Annotated in this window: 15 protein-coding genes; 2 read left to right on the forward strand and 13 right to left on the reverse strand. The window is 63.3% G+C overall.

The genetic code is table 11. The annotated features are described in order from the left end of the window. Positions 1 to 337: 337 nt before the first annotated feature. From AC4D2M_RS12780 to AC4D2M_RS12800, 5 genes are read right to left on the reverse strand one after another with little or no spacing between them, the layout of a single operon-like run. On the reverse strand, positions 338 to 1,060 hold the full coding sequence (locus AC4D2M_RS12780; RefSeq protein ID WP_490892265.1) for an SDR family NAD(P)-dependent oxidoreductase: 723 nt from the start codon (positions 1,058 to 1,060) through the stop codon (positions 338 to 340). 17 nt (positions 1,061 to 1,077) lie between these two features. Continuing rightward, on the reverse strand, positions 1,078 to 1,842 hold the full coding sequence (locus tag AC4D2M_RS12785) for an SDR family NAD(P)-dependent oxidoreductase (protein WP_490892266.1): 765 nt from the start codon (positions 1,840 to 1,842) through the stop codon (positions 1,078 to 1,080). Next, positions 1,835 to 3,217 carry an MFS transporter gene (locus AC4D2M_RS12790; protein WP_490892267.1) on the reverse strand — a complete coding sequence of 461 codons (1,383 nt, stop codon included), beginning with the start codon at positions 3,215 to 3,217 and terminating at the stop codon, positions 1,835 to 1,837. The genes AC4D2M_RS12785 and AC4D2M_RS12790 overlap by 8 nt, the downstream gene beginning before the upstream one ends. After that, positions 3,214 to 4,104, reverse strand: a complete 891-nt coding sequence (locus AC4D2M_RS12795; protein ID WP_490892268.1) for a polysaccharide deacetylase family protein — start codon at positions 4,102 to 4,104, stop codon at positions 3,214 to 3,216. Before AC4D2M_RS12795 ends, AC4D2M_RS12790 begins: the two co-directional genes overlap by 4 nt. Before the next feature lie 34 nt (positions 4,105 to 4,138). Continuing rightward, complete coding sequence (locus tag AC4D2M_RS12800; RefSeq protein WP_490892269.1) at positions 4,139 to 5,164, reverse strand: asparaginase; 1,026 nt, start codon at positions 5,162 to 5,164, stop codon at positions 4,139 to 4,141. 179 nt (positions 5,165 to 5,343) lie between these two features. Here AC4D2M_RS12800 and AC4D2M_RS12805 point away from each other — a divergent pair, with 179 nt between their 5' ends. Beyond that, positions 5,344 to 6,426: a LacI family DNA-binding transcriptional regulator gene (locus AC4D2M_RS12805; RefSeq protein WP_490892270.1), complete on the forward strand. Its 1,083-nt coding sequence runs from the start codon at positions 5,344 to 5,346 to the stop codon at positions 6,424 to 6,426. A 9-nt stretch (positions 6,427 to 6,435) separates the two neighbouring features. On the opposite strand, the gene AC4D2M_RS12810 is transcribed toward AC4D2M_RS12805, so the two are convergent. Genes AC4D2M_RS12810 through pxpA form a run of 5 tightly spaced genes read right to left on the reverse strand, consistent with a single transcriptional unit; the run spans position 6,436 to position 10,705 of the window. Further along, on the reverse strand, positions 6,436 to 7,416 hold the full coding sequence (locus AC4D2M_RS12810) for a 5-oxoprolinase subunit C family protein (protein WP_490892271.1): 981 nt from the start codon (positions 7,414 to 7,416) through the stop codon (positions 6,436 to 6,438). Beyond that, positions 7,406 to 8,308: a 5-oxoprolinase subunit B family protein gene (locus AC4D2M_RS12815; RefSeq protein WP_490892272.1), complete on the reverse strand. Its 903-nt coding sequence runs from the start codon at positions 8,306 to 8,308 to the stop codon at positions 7,406 to 7,408. The genes AC4D2M_RS12810 and AC4D2M_RS12815 overlap by 11 nt, the downstream gene beginning before the upstream one ends. Beyond that, positions 8,305 to 9,663 (reverse strand): acetyl-CoA carboxylase biotin carboxylase subunit, encoded by a 1,359-nt coding sequence (locus tag AC4D2M_RS12820; RefSeq protein WP_490892273.1) that lies wholly within the window; start codon positions 9,661 to 9,663, stop codon positions 8,305 to 8,307. Before AC4D2M_RS12820 ends, AC4D2M_RS12815 begins: the two co-directional genes overlap by 4 nt. Further along, on the reverse strand, positions 9,660 to 9,899 hold the full coding sequence (locus AC4D2M_RS12825) for an acetyl-CoA carboxylase (protein WP_490892274.1): 240 nt from the start codon (positions 9,897 to 9,899) through the stop codon (positions 9,660 to 9,662). Before AC4D2M_RS12825 ends, AC4D2M_RS12820 begins: the two co-directional genes overlap by 4 nt. Before the next feature lie 44 nt (positions 9,900 to 9,943). Continuing rightward, positions 9,944 to 10,705 carry a 5-oxoprolinase subunit PxpA gene (gene pxpA / locus AC4D2M_RS12830; protein WP_490892275.1) on the reverse strand — a complete coding sequence of 254 codons (762 nt, stop codon included), beginning with the start codon at positions 10,703 to 10,705 and terminating at the stop codon, positions 9,944 to 9,946. Between the two features lie 95 nt (positions 10,706 to 10,800). On the opposite strand from pxpA, the gene AC4D2M_RS12835 reads away from it, so the two are divergent. Beyond that, entirely contained in the window at positions 10,801 to 12,285 is a 1,485-nt protein-coding gene (locus tag AC4D2M_RS12835) for a PucR family transcriptional regulator (RefSeq protein ID WP_490892276.1), read from the forward strand. 19 nt (positions 12,286 to 12,304) lie between these two features. Here the strand turns inward: AC4D2M_RS12835 and AC4D2M_RS12840 are convergent, their stop codons facing one another. The 3 genes from AC4D2M_RS12840 to AC4D2M_RS12850 form a co-directional block, all read right to left on the reverse strand. Beyond that, positions 12,305 to 12,661 carry a hypothetical protein gene (locus AC4D2M_RS12840; protein WP_490892277.1) on the reverse strand — a complete coding sequence of 119 codons (357 nt, stop codon included), beginning with the start codon at positions 12,659 to 12,661 and terminating at the stop codon, positions 12,305 to 12,307. A gap of 31 nt (positions 12,662 to 12,692) precedes the next feature. Beyond that, complete coding sequence (locus AC4D2M_RS12845) at positions 12,693 to 13,976, reverse strand: multidrug effflux MFS transporter (protein ID WP_490892278.1); 1,284 nt, start codon at positions 13,974 to 13,976, stop codon at positions 12,693 to 12,695. Between the two features lie 95 nt (positions 13,977 to 14,071). After that, positions 14,072 to 15,022, reverse strand: a complete 951-nt coding sequence (locus AC4D2M_RS12850; protein WP_490892279.1) for a 3-hydroxyacyl-CoA dehydrogenase family protein — start codon at positions 15,020 to 15,022, stop codon at positions 14,072 to 14,074. Between the last annotated feature and the right edge of the window lie 3 nt (positions 15,023 to 15,025).

Consider the following 15,025-nt stretch of genomic DNA (forward strand, 5'->3'; position numbering starts at 1 on the left):
GTCTCCGCTCCTGCCATGAGGACCGCTCTGCCCAGGCCGCTTGCATTCGGAAGCTCACCGTCAATACGCGCGCGGAGGACTGGCAGTACTGAGGTTCCCACCTTGCCGGCGCAAGCCTCCCACAGCTCCTTGACTGTGCTGCAGTTCTGAACGGCACCCGTCGCTGAGCGGAGACTCCAACCGTCCCCGGCTATCTGGACAGAAGGTGCACCGGGGACAGCCCTGCAGAGGCTATTGATCGTCTGGGCGACGATGTGCTGAGAGCGAAGAGTGTGTTCTGCTCCCAACACCTCGTCGGCCACCACTATTCGGCCGCATGCACCGCACATACTGCCTCCTACGGCATCACGTCGCCGGAGTTGGGGCCAAGAGTCTGGCCGACAAAGAGGTTCCCACCCGGATCGCTCGCCAGGAGAAGCGCAGTAGGAGCCACTTCGGACGGTGTGCCGAAGCGACCCAACGGCAGTTCACGCATCTTCGCTGCCTTCCAGTCCGCGGAGATACCTTCCACCAGCGGCGTTTCGATAGGGCCGGGAGCTATGGAGTTCACGAGAACGTTGTTCGGTGCCAGTTCGAGGGCCAGGGATTTGGTCAATCCGATCACTCCGGCTTTGGCTGCGCTGTAGTGGCTCAGTCCCATGCCTCCCTTGATGCCGAGTTGGGAGGAGATGTTGATGATCCTTCCCCAGCCCGCTTGTTGCATGTCGGGGATTACCTCCCGGCAACAAAGGAATATGCCTGTGAGATCGACAGACAGAGTTTCATTCCACATGTCCAGGGACATGTCCTTCAACGGTGACTCCGTGAGGAGACCCGCACTGTTGACGAGTACGTCAATCGGGCCGAGCCTCTCACGGGCGGCGGCGAAAGCAGCCCGGACGCTGGATTCGTCGGCGACGTCGACGGCAATTGTGTCCGGTCCCGGCGCCCGGTCCAGCACGGCAACTGAATCCCCGTTGGCCTCGAAGGCACTGGCGATGGCAGCACCGATACCGCTGCCACCCCCAGTGACCACTACCGCACGTCCGCCGGGTTTGATCTCTGTCTCCCCAGCACTCATGGTCTCCACCCTTTCGGTTAGGCGCGCATCTTGACTGTCAGGCCGCCATCGACGATCAATGACTGACCGGTGATGTAGACGGAGTCATCCGAGGTGAGGAAGCCGATCACGCTGGCAACCTCCTCCGGCCGGCCGACCCGACCCCACGGGATATCCTTGCCGGCCCGCTTGAGGCCCTCAGGTCCGAGGGAGTTGACGGGATCGAGTGACTGCGGCGTCTCGATGAGTCCCGGGATCACCGCGTTGGCACGGATCTGCCGTGGGCCCAACTCAACCGCCACGCTCCGGACCAGCCCCAGCACCCCGGCCTTGGCAGCCGCGTAGTGGGCATGTTCTTCCCAGCCATAGACACCGCCGGCGATGGATGACACCGCCACCATCGCGCCGCCGTCGTTCATCCGGGAGGCCCCGGACCGCAGCGTCCGCAGCACACCGGTGAGATCGACGTCTAGCATGTCGGTCCACTTCTCATCCGTCAGTGAATCCAGGGCCGCGTTGCGAAGAATTCCTGCATTGGCTATGGCGTAGTCCAGGCGGCCGAAGGACGACAGCGCTTCCTCGGCGAAAGCCTCCACCGAGTCGGTGCTGCGAACGTCGACTTCCTTGATCACGGCCCGTCCGCCGGCGTCTTCGACCAGCTTCAGGGTCTCCTCCGGATCGTGCGGGTCACCGGGGAACGTCCCGATGACCACCTGCACATTCTGCGTTGCATAGTGTGCGCTGAGGGCACGGCCGATGCCGCTCGCGGCGCCGGTAATGATTGCGGCTTTCGAATCAGGCACTGGGATCCTCAAGGAGTTCGCGGGGGATGGGCTTGGCTGCAATCATGAGCAACCCGGAAAGGAGAGTGCCCAGCGCGCCGACCCACAGGGCGGCGGCTGTGGTCCCGGCGGCCGCCGTCACCAGGGTGAAGAGCGCACCGCCGAGAATGATGCCAGGCTGGCTCATGGCACCGATGAAGGCCAGGCCGGTGGCACGGCAGCTCACCGGGTAGCACTCGGCCATGAAGTACTGGATGGCGGCGTAGGGACCAACGAGGAAGAACAGCCCGGTTCCGTAGCTCAGGATGATGAGGGTCGGAGTCGATGCGAGGGGGCTCAGCATTACGGCGAAGGAGATACCGGAAATGATCCAGCCGATGATGATCGTCTTCTTGCGGCCGATGACGTCACCGAACCAGCCGTGGAAGACATAACCGAAGTAGGCCAGCGCATTGATGACGATGAGCATCCAGAATGCGTCGGCGAGTTCGACGCCGCGGGAGTTCACCAAAACGGAGGAACCGAGGATGCTGAACACCATGATGCCGAAGAAGTTGATGATCCAGGCAAGCGAGAAGACGATGGTGTTCCGGCGGAGGGCAGGCTCCCAGATGCGCTTGAGCGGAGCCGATGAAGAGTGCTGAACGCCGAAGGATCCGGCCAGTGCGTGTGCTTCATCGGTTTTGCCGTGCTTTTCGAGGGCAGTCAGTTTTTCGTGGAGCTCGAACTGCGGGGTTTCTTTGAGCTTCTTGGCGATCAGCCAGACAGTGATGGCGGCCGGTACTGCGGCCATGATGTAGAGCGCGCGCCATCCAAGGGAGGGCAGGAAGGCAAAGGCAAGAGCGCTGGCGAGCAGGAAGCCGAGGGGCCAACCGCCCTGGATGAATGAATAGTAGAAGCCGGGGCGCTTGCGCTTCTTGGTGTCCTCAGTGACCTGGTACACCTCATTCATGTAAGTGGCGTTGACTGCCTGCTCGGAGAACCCGAGCCCGCCGAAGGAGCGGACAATCACGAGCATGGCGTTGCTGAGGAAGCCCAGAGTGGCGGGGATGGCGGCGGTCACAGCGGACACGATCGCCGTTCCGCCGACCGTGACCATCATGCCCTTGCGCCGGCCGAGCCGGTCGATGACAGGTCCGACGCCGAAACAGACGATGGCTGTGCCGACCGCGATCCAGGTGTTGACCGCGTAGGCCTCAGTTTCTGTCCAGCCGAACTCCTCCTGCATGGCGGGAAGGAGGGTCCCGAACAGGCCGTAGTCGAAAACGGCAATGGTCCACGCCAGCAGCGCAAGCCAGGTGGCGATGGTGGTGTTTTTCTTGGTGAAGACGGGCAGTCGACGCCGCTCGCCATCCCTCGGCGTCGTGAGGTCGATCCGATCTGTGGAGATGCTCATTGTGCGCTTGCCTTTCGGGGATTGCGGGATAGGAAGGAATCGGCAATCTGGTTGAAGTTCATCCAGGTCACGTCGTCGTGGCCGTTGATGTGCTCGATGAGGCGTTCGAGCATGAGGAGGACCTGGGGGCGGCCGGAGACATCCGGGTGGATGGTCATGGTGAAGGTGGCCTGGTCCATTTCGCGGTAGACCCAGTCGAACTGGTCCCGCCACATCTGCTCGATGTCCCGGGGGCTGACGAAGCCGTGGGAGTTCGGGGCCGCCTTGATGAACATCATGGGTGGGAGGTCATCGAGGTACCAGTTGGCGGGAATCTCCACCAGATCCGTTTCCTCGCCGCGAACCAGCGGCTTCATCCAGGTCTCGGCGGGCTTGGTGTAGTCGATCTTGGTCCAGCTGTCGCCAACGCGGACGTAGTACGGTTCGAAATCGCGGTGCATGAGCGAGTGGTCGTACTTGATGCCCCGCTCGAGCAGGATCTCGTTGGTGACGTTCGAGAATTCCCACCAGGGCGCAACATAACCGGTGGGTCGCTGGCCGGAGACCTTCTCGATGAGTTCGATGGAGCGGTCAAGAATCGCCGTTTCCTGCTCGCGGGTCATGGCGATCGGGTTCTCGTGGGAGTACCCGTGCACCCCGATTTCCTGTCCCGCATCGACGATCATCCGGGTGAGGTCCGGGAAGGTCTCGATTGAATGACCCGGGACAAACCAGGTTGAGGGGAGGCTGTATTTCTCGAAGAGCCGGAGCAGTCGCGGACCGCCGACTTCTCCACTGAAGAGGCCCCGGGAGATATCGCAGGGAGAGTCTTCTCCTCCGTAGGAACCGAGCATGCCGGCCACGGCATCGACGTCGACCCCGAACGCTACCTGTATTTCTTTACTCATGAATTCACCTCTCATGGACGGTATTGCTTGACTTTCAGTTGGTCTGGCGCGGGTTGCCCCGCTCAGCGAACACTTCGGCGATGTGGGCTGGGGGCGTGTGCAGGCGAAGGAGCAGTTGGAGCAGTGCCAGCGCCTGTGCCGGTTTGAGGATGCCCGCCGGGATAGCCCCGGCCGCTTCCAGGTCCTTGCCGCCGCCTCCGCCGTAGAAGGGCAGGACGGGCCCCGCTTGAACCCGGGTACTGGTGATCACGGGAACTCCTGCCGCAACGGCCTGTTTCACCACTGCGACGAAGCGGCGGTTCGAGTTGCCGTTCCCAGTTGCCTGAAGCACGATTCCCCTGGATCCGCCGTCCAGCGCGGCGCGGAGGAGAGATCCGTCGGCGCCGGGATGGCAGGCGACGACGTCCACCCGGGTTTCCGGCAGCGAGTCGGGCTCGGTCCAGGGGAAAGGAACCAGCCGGCCTTCCGACGGTGCAAGCTCCACAGTGCCGTCGGCTGACACCCGTCCGATGGGGCCGTCGTCGGGATCTCCGAACGCCTGAAGATCCGAAGTATGGATCTTTCGGACGCCTGCGGCGCGGAAGATGCCTCCGTTGAAGACAATCAGTGCGCCCTGCCGGCGGGCGTCGCTGGACGCTGCGACGGCGACAGCCTCCCGGAGATTCTCCGGTCCGTCGGGATCGGGGTGGTCGGCCGGCCGTTGCGCACCGGTGAACACAACAGGCCGCTCGTCGTCGTGCAGCAGGTCCGCCAGGTAAGCCGATTCCTCCATGGTGTCTGTCCCGTGGGTCACCACCACCCCGACGGCGTTTTCATCCGCGAGGGCTTCCCTGATAGCCGCGCAAATGCCGAACATATCGGAGAACGTCAGTGCGTAGGACCCGACGCGCATGACGTCGACAACCCGAACGGGCAGTTCGGTCTTCAGGCCGGCGCTGGCCAGCAAATCGTCGCCGCCGTCGGACGCCAGCGTGGCACCGGAGTCGGGGGTGTTGCGGGAGACGATCGTCCCGCCGGTCGCAAGGAGGACCACGTGGGGGGTGGTGACATTCGTGTCCACGGGCGCTCCTCGGTTAGAAGGTTGCCCAATCGTTTGGGTTGATGATGCGGAGAATGTTGGCCAAACGATTGGGTAGGTGTGAGAAAGACCTTATGATGTGACGTGTACCACGTCAAGGAAAAGTGGATTATTTTCCTGTTTCCGTGATTGGGTACTCCCAGTCGATAGGGAGCGGTGAGATGGATCAGGACAGACGGAGCCAGTCGGCGGTCACCCTGCGGGATCTGGCGGACGAGCTTGGTTTGCACTTGTCCACAGTGTCGCGGGTGCTTCATTCCTCCGATGAGGTAGCCCGTCGAGCCGCATCCGCAGGTACGGCAGAGAAGATCCGTGATCTGGCGCGTCAGCGGGGTTACTCTCCGGATCCTCAGGCAGCCAGCCTGCGGACCAGGAAAACCCGCGCAATCGGTGTCATCGTGCCTCGGCTCTCGGACCTTGTCCTCGCCACGATGTACGAGGGCGTCGAGGAAACTGCAGCCGCCAACAACTACTCGACCTTCGTCACCAACTCCCACGACAATCAGGATGAACAGCGGCGGAAGGCAGAGATCCTGCTGGCGAGGCGCGTGGACGGGCTGATCCTCGGCGACGTGCACGCGGACAGTCAACTGATGCATGATCTCTCCACACGCGGCGTGCCTTTCGTGCTGATGAACCGCAGGCATCCCGGATACCCTTCGTCCACCTGCGACGACTTCCGCGGCGGCGTCCTCGTCGCAGATCACCTGTGGGAGCAGGGCCATCGCAGGGTCGCCGTCATCGCCGGTGAGCCCTACGCCAGCACCGCGATTGACCGGACCGGTGGCTTCCGGTCGCGGTGGGAGGAGCTGGGCGGAACACTGCCCGAAAACGCCGTCGTCTGGTCCCGCTTCGACACCGAGGGTGGCCAGGCTGCCGCGGAAAAAATCACCAGCGATTCAGGGCCAATCCCGACGGCAATTTTCGCCGTCAATGACTTCGCCGCGATCGGCGCTATGGGAGCGCTGCGGGCGGCGGGGCTGGTTGTCGGCCGGGATATCGCCGTCGTTGGTTTCAACGACACTTCGTTGGCAGCCCGGCTGCCCATCCCGCTCTCATCCGTCCGCTCGCCCATGATGGACATCGGACGAAAGGCTGTCGACATGCTGCTTCGCGTGCTGCATCACGAATCGCCTGAGTCCGCCGCCCTGCGCCCCGAACTGGTGGTCCGCGAGAGCAGCGCCCAGGTGGTCAGCGCCGCAGGAACCACACCGACGACGACGGCGGTGCCCGCACGTCTGTAGGCCGGCTGCTCACTGTGCCCACTCCCAGATCTTCGCCCGGCGGGCGTTCATCTCACGGCGCGCAGCCAGTGCCTCATCCATCGTGACCGACTGGAAGGCCGTCGTCGTGCCCGGTGCGCTTCTGGCCAGCAGGTCCATGTCCGCGCTGATCACGGTGGCCACCATCGCATAGCCGCCCCCGGAGACCGCGTCCCTGTGCAGGATGATTGGCTCCTTGCCGCCAGGGATCTGGATGGATCCCACGGCATAGCCGGCGTCGACGATGTTGGACGGATCTGACCCTGCGCCGAAAGGTTGCTGGCGGGGTATCCACGTGAGTTCCGGACCGGCGTAGCGCAGTCCCATCCGGTCCGCGACCGGGGTGAGGGTCCATTCCGCAGTGAGGAGCGTGGACAGGCCCTCCTCCGTCAGCCGGTGGTCGTACAGACCGGGAAGTACCCGCACTGTGACGTTCCGTTCGAAGCTGGGCCGCTGTTCCTCCTCGATCCGAGCGGACGAGGCTATTTCATCCAGCGGAGTGTGCTGTGCACCGACCGGGACAGTATCCCCGGCCTGCAGCGCCCTGCCCTTGAATCCGCCCATGGCTCCGAGCGTGTACGTTGAGCGGCTGCCAAGCACGGAGGGGACGTCTATTCCGCCCTGAACCGCGATGTAGTATCTGGTTCCGCCGGCCAGCATGCCGAAGGAAAGAACATCACCAGCGCTGAGCTGCAGCCTTGTCCACTGTTCCTGGACGGCGTCGTTGACGCGAACCTCCACCGGTGCGCCGGTTACAGCGACGACGGCGTCCCCCTCAGTCACCAGCTTCGGTCCGATGTAGGTGCACTCAAGCACTGCTTCCGTCCCGGTGTTGCCCACCAGCGAGTTCGCCATCTCGCCGGACAGCTGGTCCATAGCGCCGCCCTGCGGGATTCCAACATGGTAATACCCGGGTCGTCCCCTGTCCTGCACGGTCGTTGCCAGGCCCGGTTCGAGGATGTTAAACGCCATTGAGCTGCTCCATGATGTCCTTGTTGTACTGTGCCGGATTGTCCAGCGCACGCTCCAGATCGAACGTCACCGGCGCCTGGCGGTAGCGGAAGGTGCCCGCTTCCACCTGGGACTGAATCTCCCGATACTCCGTTTCATCGATCGGGCGGAACTTCACGATGTCTCCCGGGCGGAAGAAGATCATGAAATCGCTGAAGTCTTCGAGCCGCTGGGCCGGATCAAATATCGGTGCGGCTGCGATGCCGAACATCTGGTAGCCGCCGGCTCCGCGGACAGAGTAGATGCACGCGAAGCATCCTCCGTGTCCCACGGTGAGTGCCGGAGTATCGGTGCGGGGACTGAGGTATTTGGGGACCTCCAGTTGCTGGTCCTGCGGGACGATCTGGAACATGAACGGAAGGCCTGCGACAAACCCGACCATGGACACGAGCCACGCGGACTCGTGGTGCCGGCGGATGAATTCGGCCGCAGACTCCAGATTGTTTTCCTCGGCGGCGAATTCGAGGTCAGTCCCCTCGGGTCGTTGATGACCTTTGCGGAACCTGGCGCCCGTTTCATTGGTGTAGGGGTCGTCGTACCAGACGGGGACCTCAATGACGCGCGTTTCCAGGACCCGCGAGGAGGCATGGACAACCTTGTCCTCCAGCTTCCGGACGGCTGCCTCCAGATCGGAGGGGAGGATGATGTCGGGGTCGAACCGGATGAGGAGTGATGCGTTGGCGGGACAGATGTCGGTGATACCGGCGATGTCCTCCTCTCCCAGTAAGGCAGCCATGGCAGTGGCCTTGAAGTTCGCTGCCAGGCTCATCCCCTCGGCGATCTCTACGAAAAGGAACTCATCGCCTCCCCACGTGTAGCGGGCTGTCGGCGGGACGGATGGGGCACTTGTCATGTGAGCGCTCCTGACAACTCGGGCGTGGACTCGATGAACTTCGAATGGTGCTGGGCGGAAATGACCTCGTCGCGTGCCAGCAGGGCCTTCAGTAACGGCAACGTCGTTTTTACTCCCTCTATGTGCACTTCGTGCAGCGCATTGGTTGAGCGGGCGATTACTTCGTCACGGCTGCTGTCCCACACAATGAGCTTGGCTAGCAGGGAGTCATAGAACGGCGCGACGACGGAGCCGGACACCACCCCGGAATCGACGCGAATGCCCGGCCCTCCGGGCCAGTCAAGGCGCTGGAGCGTCCCAGGGCTCGGCATGAACCCGTTGTCGGGATCCTCCGCGTTGATGCGGAACTCGAAGGCGTGGCCGTTGAACCGGATGTCTTCCTGCTGCAGGCGGAGGGACTTGTCCCGGGCCACGAGAATCTGTTCACGGACCAGGTCCAGGCCGGTGATCATTTCTGTGACCGGGTGCTCAACCTGCAGACGGGTGTTCATTTCGATGAACGCTGCCTGCTCGGCATCCGGGTCGTAGAGAAACTCGATAGTGCCCAGGCCCTCGTAACCACACTCCAGGGCCAGCTCAATGGATGACTGGTGGATCGTCGTGCGCACATGGTCGGGCAGCCCGGGGGCAGGGGCCTCCTCGACGATTTTCTGTTGCCGTCGCTGCAGTGAACAGTCGCGGTCGCCGATGTGAATGACGCGCTGTCCATCGCCGAGCACCTGCACTTCCACATGGCGTGCCCGCGGGACGAACTGTTCGAGATACACCGCCGGATCACCGAATGCTGCCTGTGCCTCTGCGCGGGCGATGCTGATGGTCGATTCCAGGTCCCGATCTTCCGTGACCAGCCGGATTCCGCGTCCGCCGCCGCCTGACGAGGCTTTGACCACCAGTGGGTAGCCGACTTCCGCGGCTATGGCGAGCACATCCGGGCCCTCTGTCACAGGGCCGTCGCTGCCGCGAAGCGTGGGCACTCCTGCCTGCTTCGCCGCCTGCCGGGCCCTGGCTTTGTTGCCCATGAGCTCAATCGCTGAGGCAGGAGGCCCGATCCAGGTCAGCCCGCTTTCCGTCACAGATTGGGCGAAGGAAGCGTTTTCGGACAGGAAGCCGTAGCCGGGGTGCACTGCATCGCACCCGCTTTCCGTAGCGGCGCGCAGCACTGCGGAGGTATCGAGGTAGCTCTTGCTGGCGGGGGCGGGACCGACGATGCGCACTTCGTCGGCGAGCTTGGCCGCGTACGACTCCGCGTCGGCCTCACTGGCTGCCAGGACGCTCTGGATGCCGAGACTTCGTGCGGAACGGATGATCCGAACCGCAATCTCCCCGCGGTTTGCTACCAGTATCTTTTGCATCATTCGGAGGCGACCGTGGCGATCACAGCGCCGGGGTTCACGGTCCCGGCGTCCTCGACGAAGAACTTTTCCAGGGTTCCCGAGACATCGCTGCGGATTTCGGAGAACTGTTTCATGATTTCGACGACGCCGATGGTCTGACCAGCTTCGATGCGCTGGCCTTCCTCGGCGTAGGGCTCCTTGTCGGGGCCGGGCTTGCGATAGAAGATTCCCGGCAGGGGAGAAACGATGTCAGGCATGGTTGTCCTTTCTGGACAGGGCTGGGTTGCTGCGGTCGGTTTGGTCAGTTGGTGCTGCCGGTGCCGGAGAGAGCCTCGCGGACGGCTTCGGCTACGGCTACCGAATTCGGAGCGTCGGAGTGGACGCAGATGCTCTGGAATTCGATGTTCAGGAGCGTGCCGTCGGAGGCCGCTACCTTTCCGTCCGCCAATACGCGCCGCACCCGTTCGGCTGCCGCTGCTGGATCGGTGGGTTCGGGCCGTCGCTGGATGAGCAGTTCGCCGTGCGGGCCATAGTTCAGGTCCACATACAGCTCACCGACAAACTGCACCCCGGCGCCCTCGCAGACTTTCTGGTGCTCGGTGCCGGCCAGGCCGTAGAACGGAACCTCATAGAGCGCGGCGACCTTCGCGGCTGCTTCCATCAGCGACGCGTCACGAGCCAACATGCCGTACAGCGAGCCGTGGGGTTTGATGTGGTTCAGTTCCAGGCCGGCACTCCGGAGGAACGCGCTGAGCGCTCCAACCTGATACAGCAGAAGGTTCTCCACTTCCGCCGGCGTCAGCTTCATTTCCCTGCGGCCGAAGCCGACGATGTCAGGCAGGCCGGGGTGCGCACCGACCCGGACACCGTGTTCCTGAGCCGATGCCACGGTTGCTGCCATCGCATCCGGGTCGCCCGAGTGGAAGCCGCAGGCGAGGTTGGCGACGTCGACGATTCCCATCAGGTTCTCGTCGTTCCCGAAGGTATGGAGGCCCAAAGACTCGCCCATATCGGAGTTGATCGTCAGTGAAGTCGGCGTGGTCCCGCTCACAGTTTCAGTCATGCGGTTCAGCCTAGGGTTGCGGGCCCGCGCAATATAGTAGGCAACCAGCCGTTACATCCGGCGTAAAATGTGCAGATGCCTATCCGGCCAGTCCTGTGATCATCGCCGACCTCCTTGCTGCCGACTCCTTGCAGCTGCGTCTGCACACGCCGTCGAGCGCGCAGCGGCTGGCGCAGGAGATCAGCTGGTGCGCCCCCACAGAGATCATGGATCCCACTCCGTTCCTCAGTCCTAACGTGCTGCTGTTGACGAACGGCATCGGCCTCAATGTGGAGGATGACCGTACGTGGGCGGCCTACGTGGAACGGCTGGTGAAGGCGGGGGTGTCCGCTATCGCCTTCGGTACCGGGACGGCGCACAGACTGGTGCCGCCGGGGCTGGTGCGGGCGGCCTCGCGGCAGGAACTGCCGTTGCTGGAGATACCGCGGGTCGTGCCGTTCCTGCAGGTGCACCGCCATGTCACCAATGTGCTCCAGATCGAATACTTCGCATCCACCACTCGTTCGTGGGAATTGGCGGAGATGTGTGCGGGGCTGGCGTCGTCAGGGGCAAGCCTCGGTGAGATTCTCAGTGCGTTGGCGGAGGAGACCGGGGCGGAGTTGGCAATCTTCGATGTCAGCGGGGCCGTAATTGCCAGTTGTCCCGAGAATGCCGCCTGGACGCATTCCGACCTTGAAGGGGTGGCGGCCGGCCGACGTGAAGGAGTGGTTCCACTGCCGATGGGCGGTGGGGACTCGTTCCATTTGGTGGCCCGCGGCAGTTCCGCGGAGCATCCGGTCGCAACTTTGCTGGGCCCGACGGCTTCCATTGTCGCAGTGCAGTTGCAGGCGGCCCTGAGCGCGGCGTCGCACAAGGAGCAGGAGCTTGAGCGGCTGCTCGACATGGTTCCTGACTGGAACGGGGTGGCGCTGGAGGAGTTCAGCCGAGGCTTCAGCGCTACCGGCTTGGATCCGGCGGCCGACACCTACGTGATTACGGCGGCCGCGGGCCATGCCAATCTGTCTCACGCGTGGCGGCTGCGACTCATCCTTCAGGAGTTGTTCGGTGAGATGCGACTGGTAGTGAGATCAGGCGTTCTGTATGCCTTCGCTCAGGGTCCGGTGTGGGGTGTTGAGGCTACGGCCGACGTCGTGCTTTCTTTGTTTCGCCGCCTGCAGGAGGAGATGCCGCGCCAACCGTTGGCGCTGAAGGGTCCGTGCAGCAGCGTGGACGAATTCCGGCTGGGCGTGTACCAGGCGGGTGAGCTGGTGCACACCGTAAAGCAGCCCACGCTGGCTCCGGAGCTCACGATCGGCGCGCTTGTCGCTTCCAGCGTCACGCGGGGCGCCCGGACAAGTGCCCAGAAGCTGCTCAGTCCCGTGATTGCCTATGACCAGGAGCATGCCGGCCACCTTATGCACACGCTCCGGGCGTACCTGGCGCATGACTGTCAGCCATCACGCGCCTGTGCCAGCCTGTTCATCCACCGCAATACGCTCGGCCAGCGGCTCGCAAAGCTTGAGCGGCTGCTGAACCTTCCCCTGAACACGTTGGAGGGCCAGGCCACCTGCTTGATGGCCCTCCGGATCCTTGAAGCGTAGGTGGGCGCTTACCTGACCCTTACTGCCAGAACACGGCGATGATGATGTTGAGCAGCGTGAGACCACCGATCGCCCCGAGAATCCCGGACGCCACAGCGTCCTTCTTCCGGTTGGTGAAGGCCAGTACGACGACGGCGATCATCACCAGGAGCTTGACGCCGATTTTGATGTTGTCGACTTCCGCGAGGTCACCGGCTTCAATGACACCAACCAGTCCGAGTCCTGTGATCAGTTGCAGCCAGCTGCCGTGCATGATGCCCGGGGTAACGACGGCGCGGCCGGTGCGCATGCTACGGATTTGTGCGATGACGCCTCCGAGGATGGCGGCGAGACCGACGAAGTGGAGGACGAGAAGCAGGTTACGCAGAAATTCCATGGAACCAGCCTAAACGGACGGAAGCTCACGGTTATGCGCTCGTGTCGGCGCGCATTTGCGAGGGCGCCGACTGCGTGCTCCGAACTCCTGTGAGCAGAAGTACGGCCGCTCCGACTGCGCAGCAGAGCATCACGACGGCGGTGGGCACCGGAGAGGAGAGCCCGAATGCACCGGTCACCGGCGCGATAACCGCGGCACCGGTCATGTTTGCTGCACCGAGTAGGGACGCAGCGGTACCTGCGCGGAGGCCATGGTGCTCAAGTGCCGTCGCCTGCAGCGCCGGATTCAAGAGCCCGAACGACGTCGTGAATCCCATAATCGGTGCCATCAGGCCCCAGACGCCGAACTGTGGGGTGAGGCTGACGCTCAACAGCGTCACGGTCGCGGCGACAACGAGGGCAACGGCGCCGATGTGAAGCACCAGCACAGGAGACGTGCGCCGGGCAATAAGACCACCTACCTGCGCGCCGGTCACCATGAGCGCACCCTGCCCGCCGAAAAACAGGGCGTAACCGGTGGGGGTCAGGCCGTAGACCTCCTGAAGCAGGAAGGCACTCCCCGCCATGAAGGACATCATGGCGGAGAAGAGCAGCCCGCCGGCCAGCGCAACGGAGCGGAATCGCCCATCCGCGAGGAGGGTGCGGTAGTTGTCAATTACCCGGACGCCCTTTCGCTGCAGCCGGCGCTCCAGGGGATTGGTTTCGTTGCGCAGCAGGATTACACCCGCCACGCACAGCAGCACCAGACCGTATCCCAGCAGAACCCAGAAGAGTCCGCGCCATCCGACGATCTGGAGCAGCTGGGCACCCAGTGCGGGCGATGCGACGACGAACACTCCCGACGCGATTGCCAGGCGCGCGAGGATGACGAGCAACTTCTTGCCGGAGTAAAGGTCCCGAACGATGGCAAGGGCGATGACGGCGCATGCCGCTGAGCCCATGCCCTGGAACGCGCGGCTTGCTATGAGCCATCCCATCGACGGTGCCAAGGCGCACGACGTGGTCGCGACGCAGTAAACGACGATCATCACAGTCAGGGGCCGGGCGCGTCCGACGGCGTCGGACACCGGGCCTGATGTCAGCTGGCCGACGCCCATGCCGATGAAGGCGGCGGTCAGGGTCAGCTGTACCGCCGACTCAGGGGCATCGAACTCCCGCCGTATTGCCGGAAAGGCGGGAAGATACAGGTCCATGGTCAGAGGCCAGATCGCCTGCAGCATTGCGAGGGCGGCCACGAGGAGTAGGACGCGGGGGCGCGAGCCTGCCGGTGAGCTATTGGACTCCGCGATCGCCCGTGAGGGCTGCGACTGTTTCACGGAGTACCTTCCGTCGGGAGAGCGCTTTCCCAGCTATCCTACGCCCTAGTGCTGTGTTTGGTAGGGGCGGGCACGGGGCATTCGGCACCCGCGCTTCAGCGCAGCGGAGCGGGGCCGAGGTCGTCGATCAGCTTCTGCATTAGGACGTAGGCCTTGTTGCGGTAGGCAATGAGCTCCGGAGTTCGCTCTGCAGGGACGTCGAGGAATCCCGCACCGGTCTTGGTACCCAGCTTCCCGGCATCCACCAGGTCCGTAAGGATTTTCGGAGTGGCAAACCGCTCCGGGTAGTCCGTCTGCAGGGATTTGTAACAGAAGTTGTAGACGTCCAGTCCGGCCATATCGGCGATGGCGAACGGCCCGAAGATCGGGAGCCGGAAACCGAAGGTTGTGCGCACTAGTGTGTCAATGTCGTCAGGTGTTGCCACGCCTTCCTCCACAAGTTGGGCAGCTTCGTGGAACAGGGCATACTGCAGGCGGTTCAGTACAAACCCGGTGACGTCCTTGACGACGGCGGTTTCCTTGCCTGTAGCGTGCACGATCTCCCGGGCGGCGGTGACCACCGCTTCATCTGTGCCCGCGTGCGGAATGATTTCGACGCCGGGAATGAATGGGGAGGGGTTGGAGAAGTGCACGCCGAGGAAGCGCTCCGGGTGCTTGACCGCCTTGGCCATCTCCCCGATGGAGATGGTGGAGGTGTTCGAGCCGATGATGGCGTCCGGACGGGCGGCAGCACTGATGCGTGTGAGGATGTCGTGTTTGATTTCGATGACTTCGGGTACGGCTTCTTCAATGAAATCCGCGCCGGCTACAGCCTCCTCGACGGAGGCAGAGGCAGCGAGGTTCTTCTCAATTGTCTCGGCTGCGCCTTCGGGGAAGAGGTCGGCTGCCACAAACTCCCGCGCCTCAGCGATCACGCGGTGTAGATTCTTTTCAGCGATCTCGGCCGACACATCAGAGAGCGCTACTGTGGCCCCGGAGAGCGCCAAAACCTGGGCGATTCCGCCGCCCATGTAACCTGATCCGACTATTGCAACTTTTCGAGTCATTCG

This window comes from Arthrobacter sp. TJ-270 (assembly GCF_058269075.1).

Coding starts and splice junctions, on each gene's coding strand:
- AC4D2M_RS12780 (WP_490892265.1), bottom strand. CDS start 1,060: ATGAGTGCTGGGGAGACAGAGATCAAACCCGGCGGACGTGCGGTAGTG.
- AC4D2M_RS12790 (WP_490892267.1), bottom strand. CDS start 3,217: ATGAGCATCTCCACAGATCGGATCGACCTCACGACGCCGAGGGATGGC.
- AC4D2M_RS12795 (WP_490892268.1), bottom strand. CDS start 4,104: ATGAGTAAAGAAATACAGGTAGCGTTCGGGGTCGACGTCGATGCCGTG.
- AC4D2M_RS12805 (WP_490892270.1), top strand. CDS start 5,344: ATGGATCAGGACAGACGGAGCCAGTCGGCGGTCACCCTGCGGGATCTG.
- AC4D2M_RS12810 (WP_490892271.1), bottom strand. CDS start 7,416: ATGGCGTTTAACATCCTCGAACCGGGCCTGGCAACGACCGTGCAGGAC.
- AC4D2M_RS12815 (WP_490892272.1), bottom strand. CDS start 8,308: ATGACAAGTGCCCCATCCGTCCCGCCGACAGCCCGCTACACGTGGGGA.
- AC4D2M_RS12820 (WP_490892273.1), bottom strand. CDS start 9,663: ATGATGCAAAAGATACTGGTAGCAAACCGCGGGGAGATTGCGGTTCGG.
- AC4D2M_RS12825 (WP_490892274.1), bottom strand. CDS start 9,899: ATGCCTGACATCGTTTCTCCCCTGCCGGGAATCTTCTATCGCAAGCCC.
- pxpA (WP_490892275.1), bottom strand. CDS start 10,705: ATGACTGAAACTGTGAGCGGGACCACGCCGACTTCACTGACGATCAAC.
- AC4D2M_RS12840 (WP_490892277.1), bottom strand. CDS start 12,661: ATGGAATTTCTGCGTAACCTGCTTCTCGTCCTCCACTTCGTCGGTCTC.
- AC4D2M_RS12850 (WP_490892279.1), bottom strand. CDS start 15,022: ATGACTCGAAAAGTTGCAATAGTCGGATCAGGTTACATGGGCGGCGGA.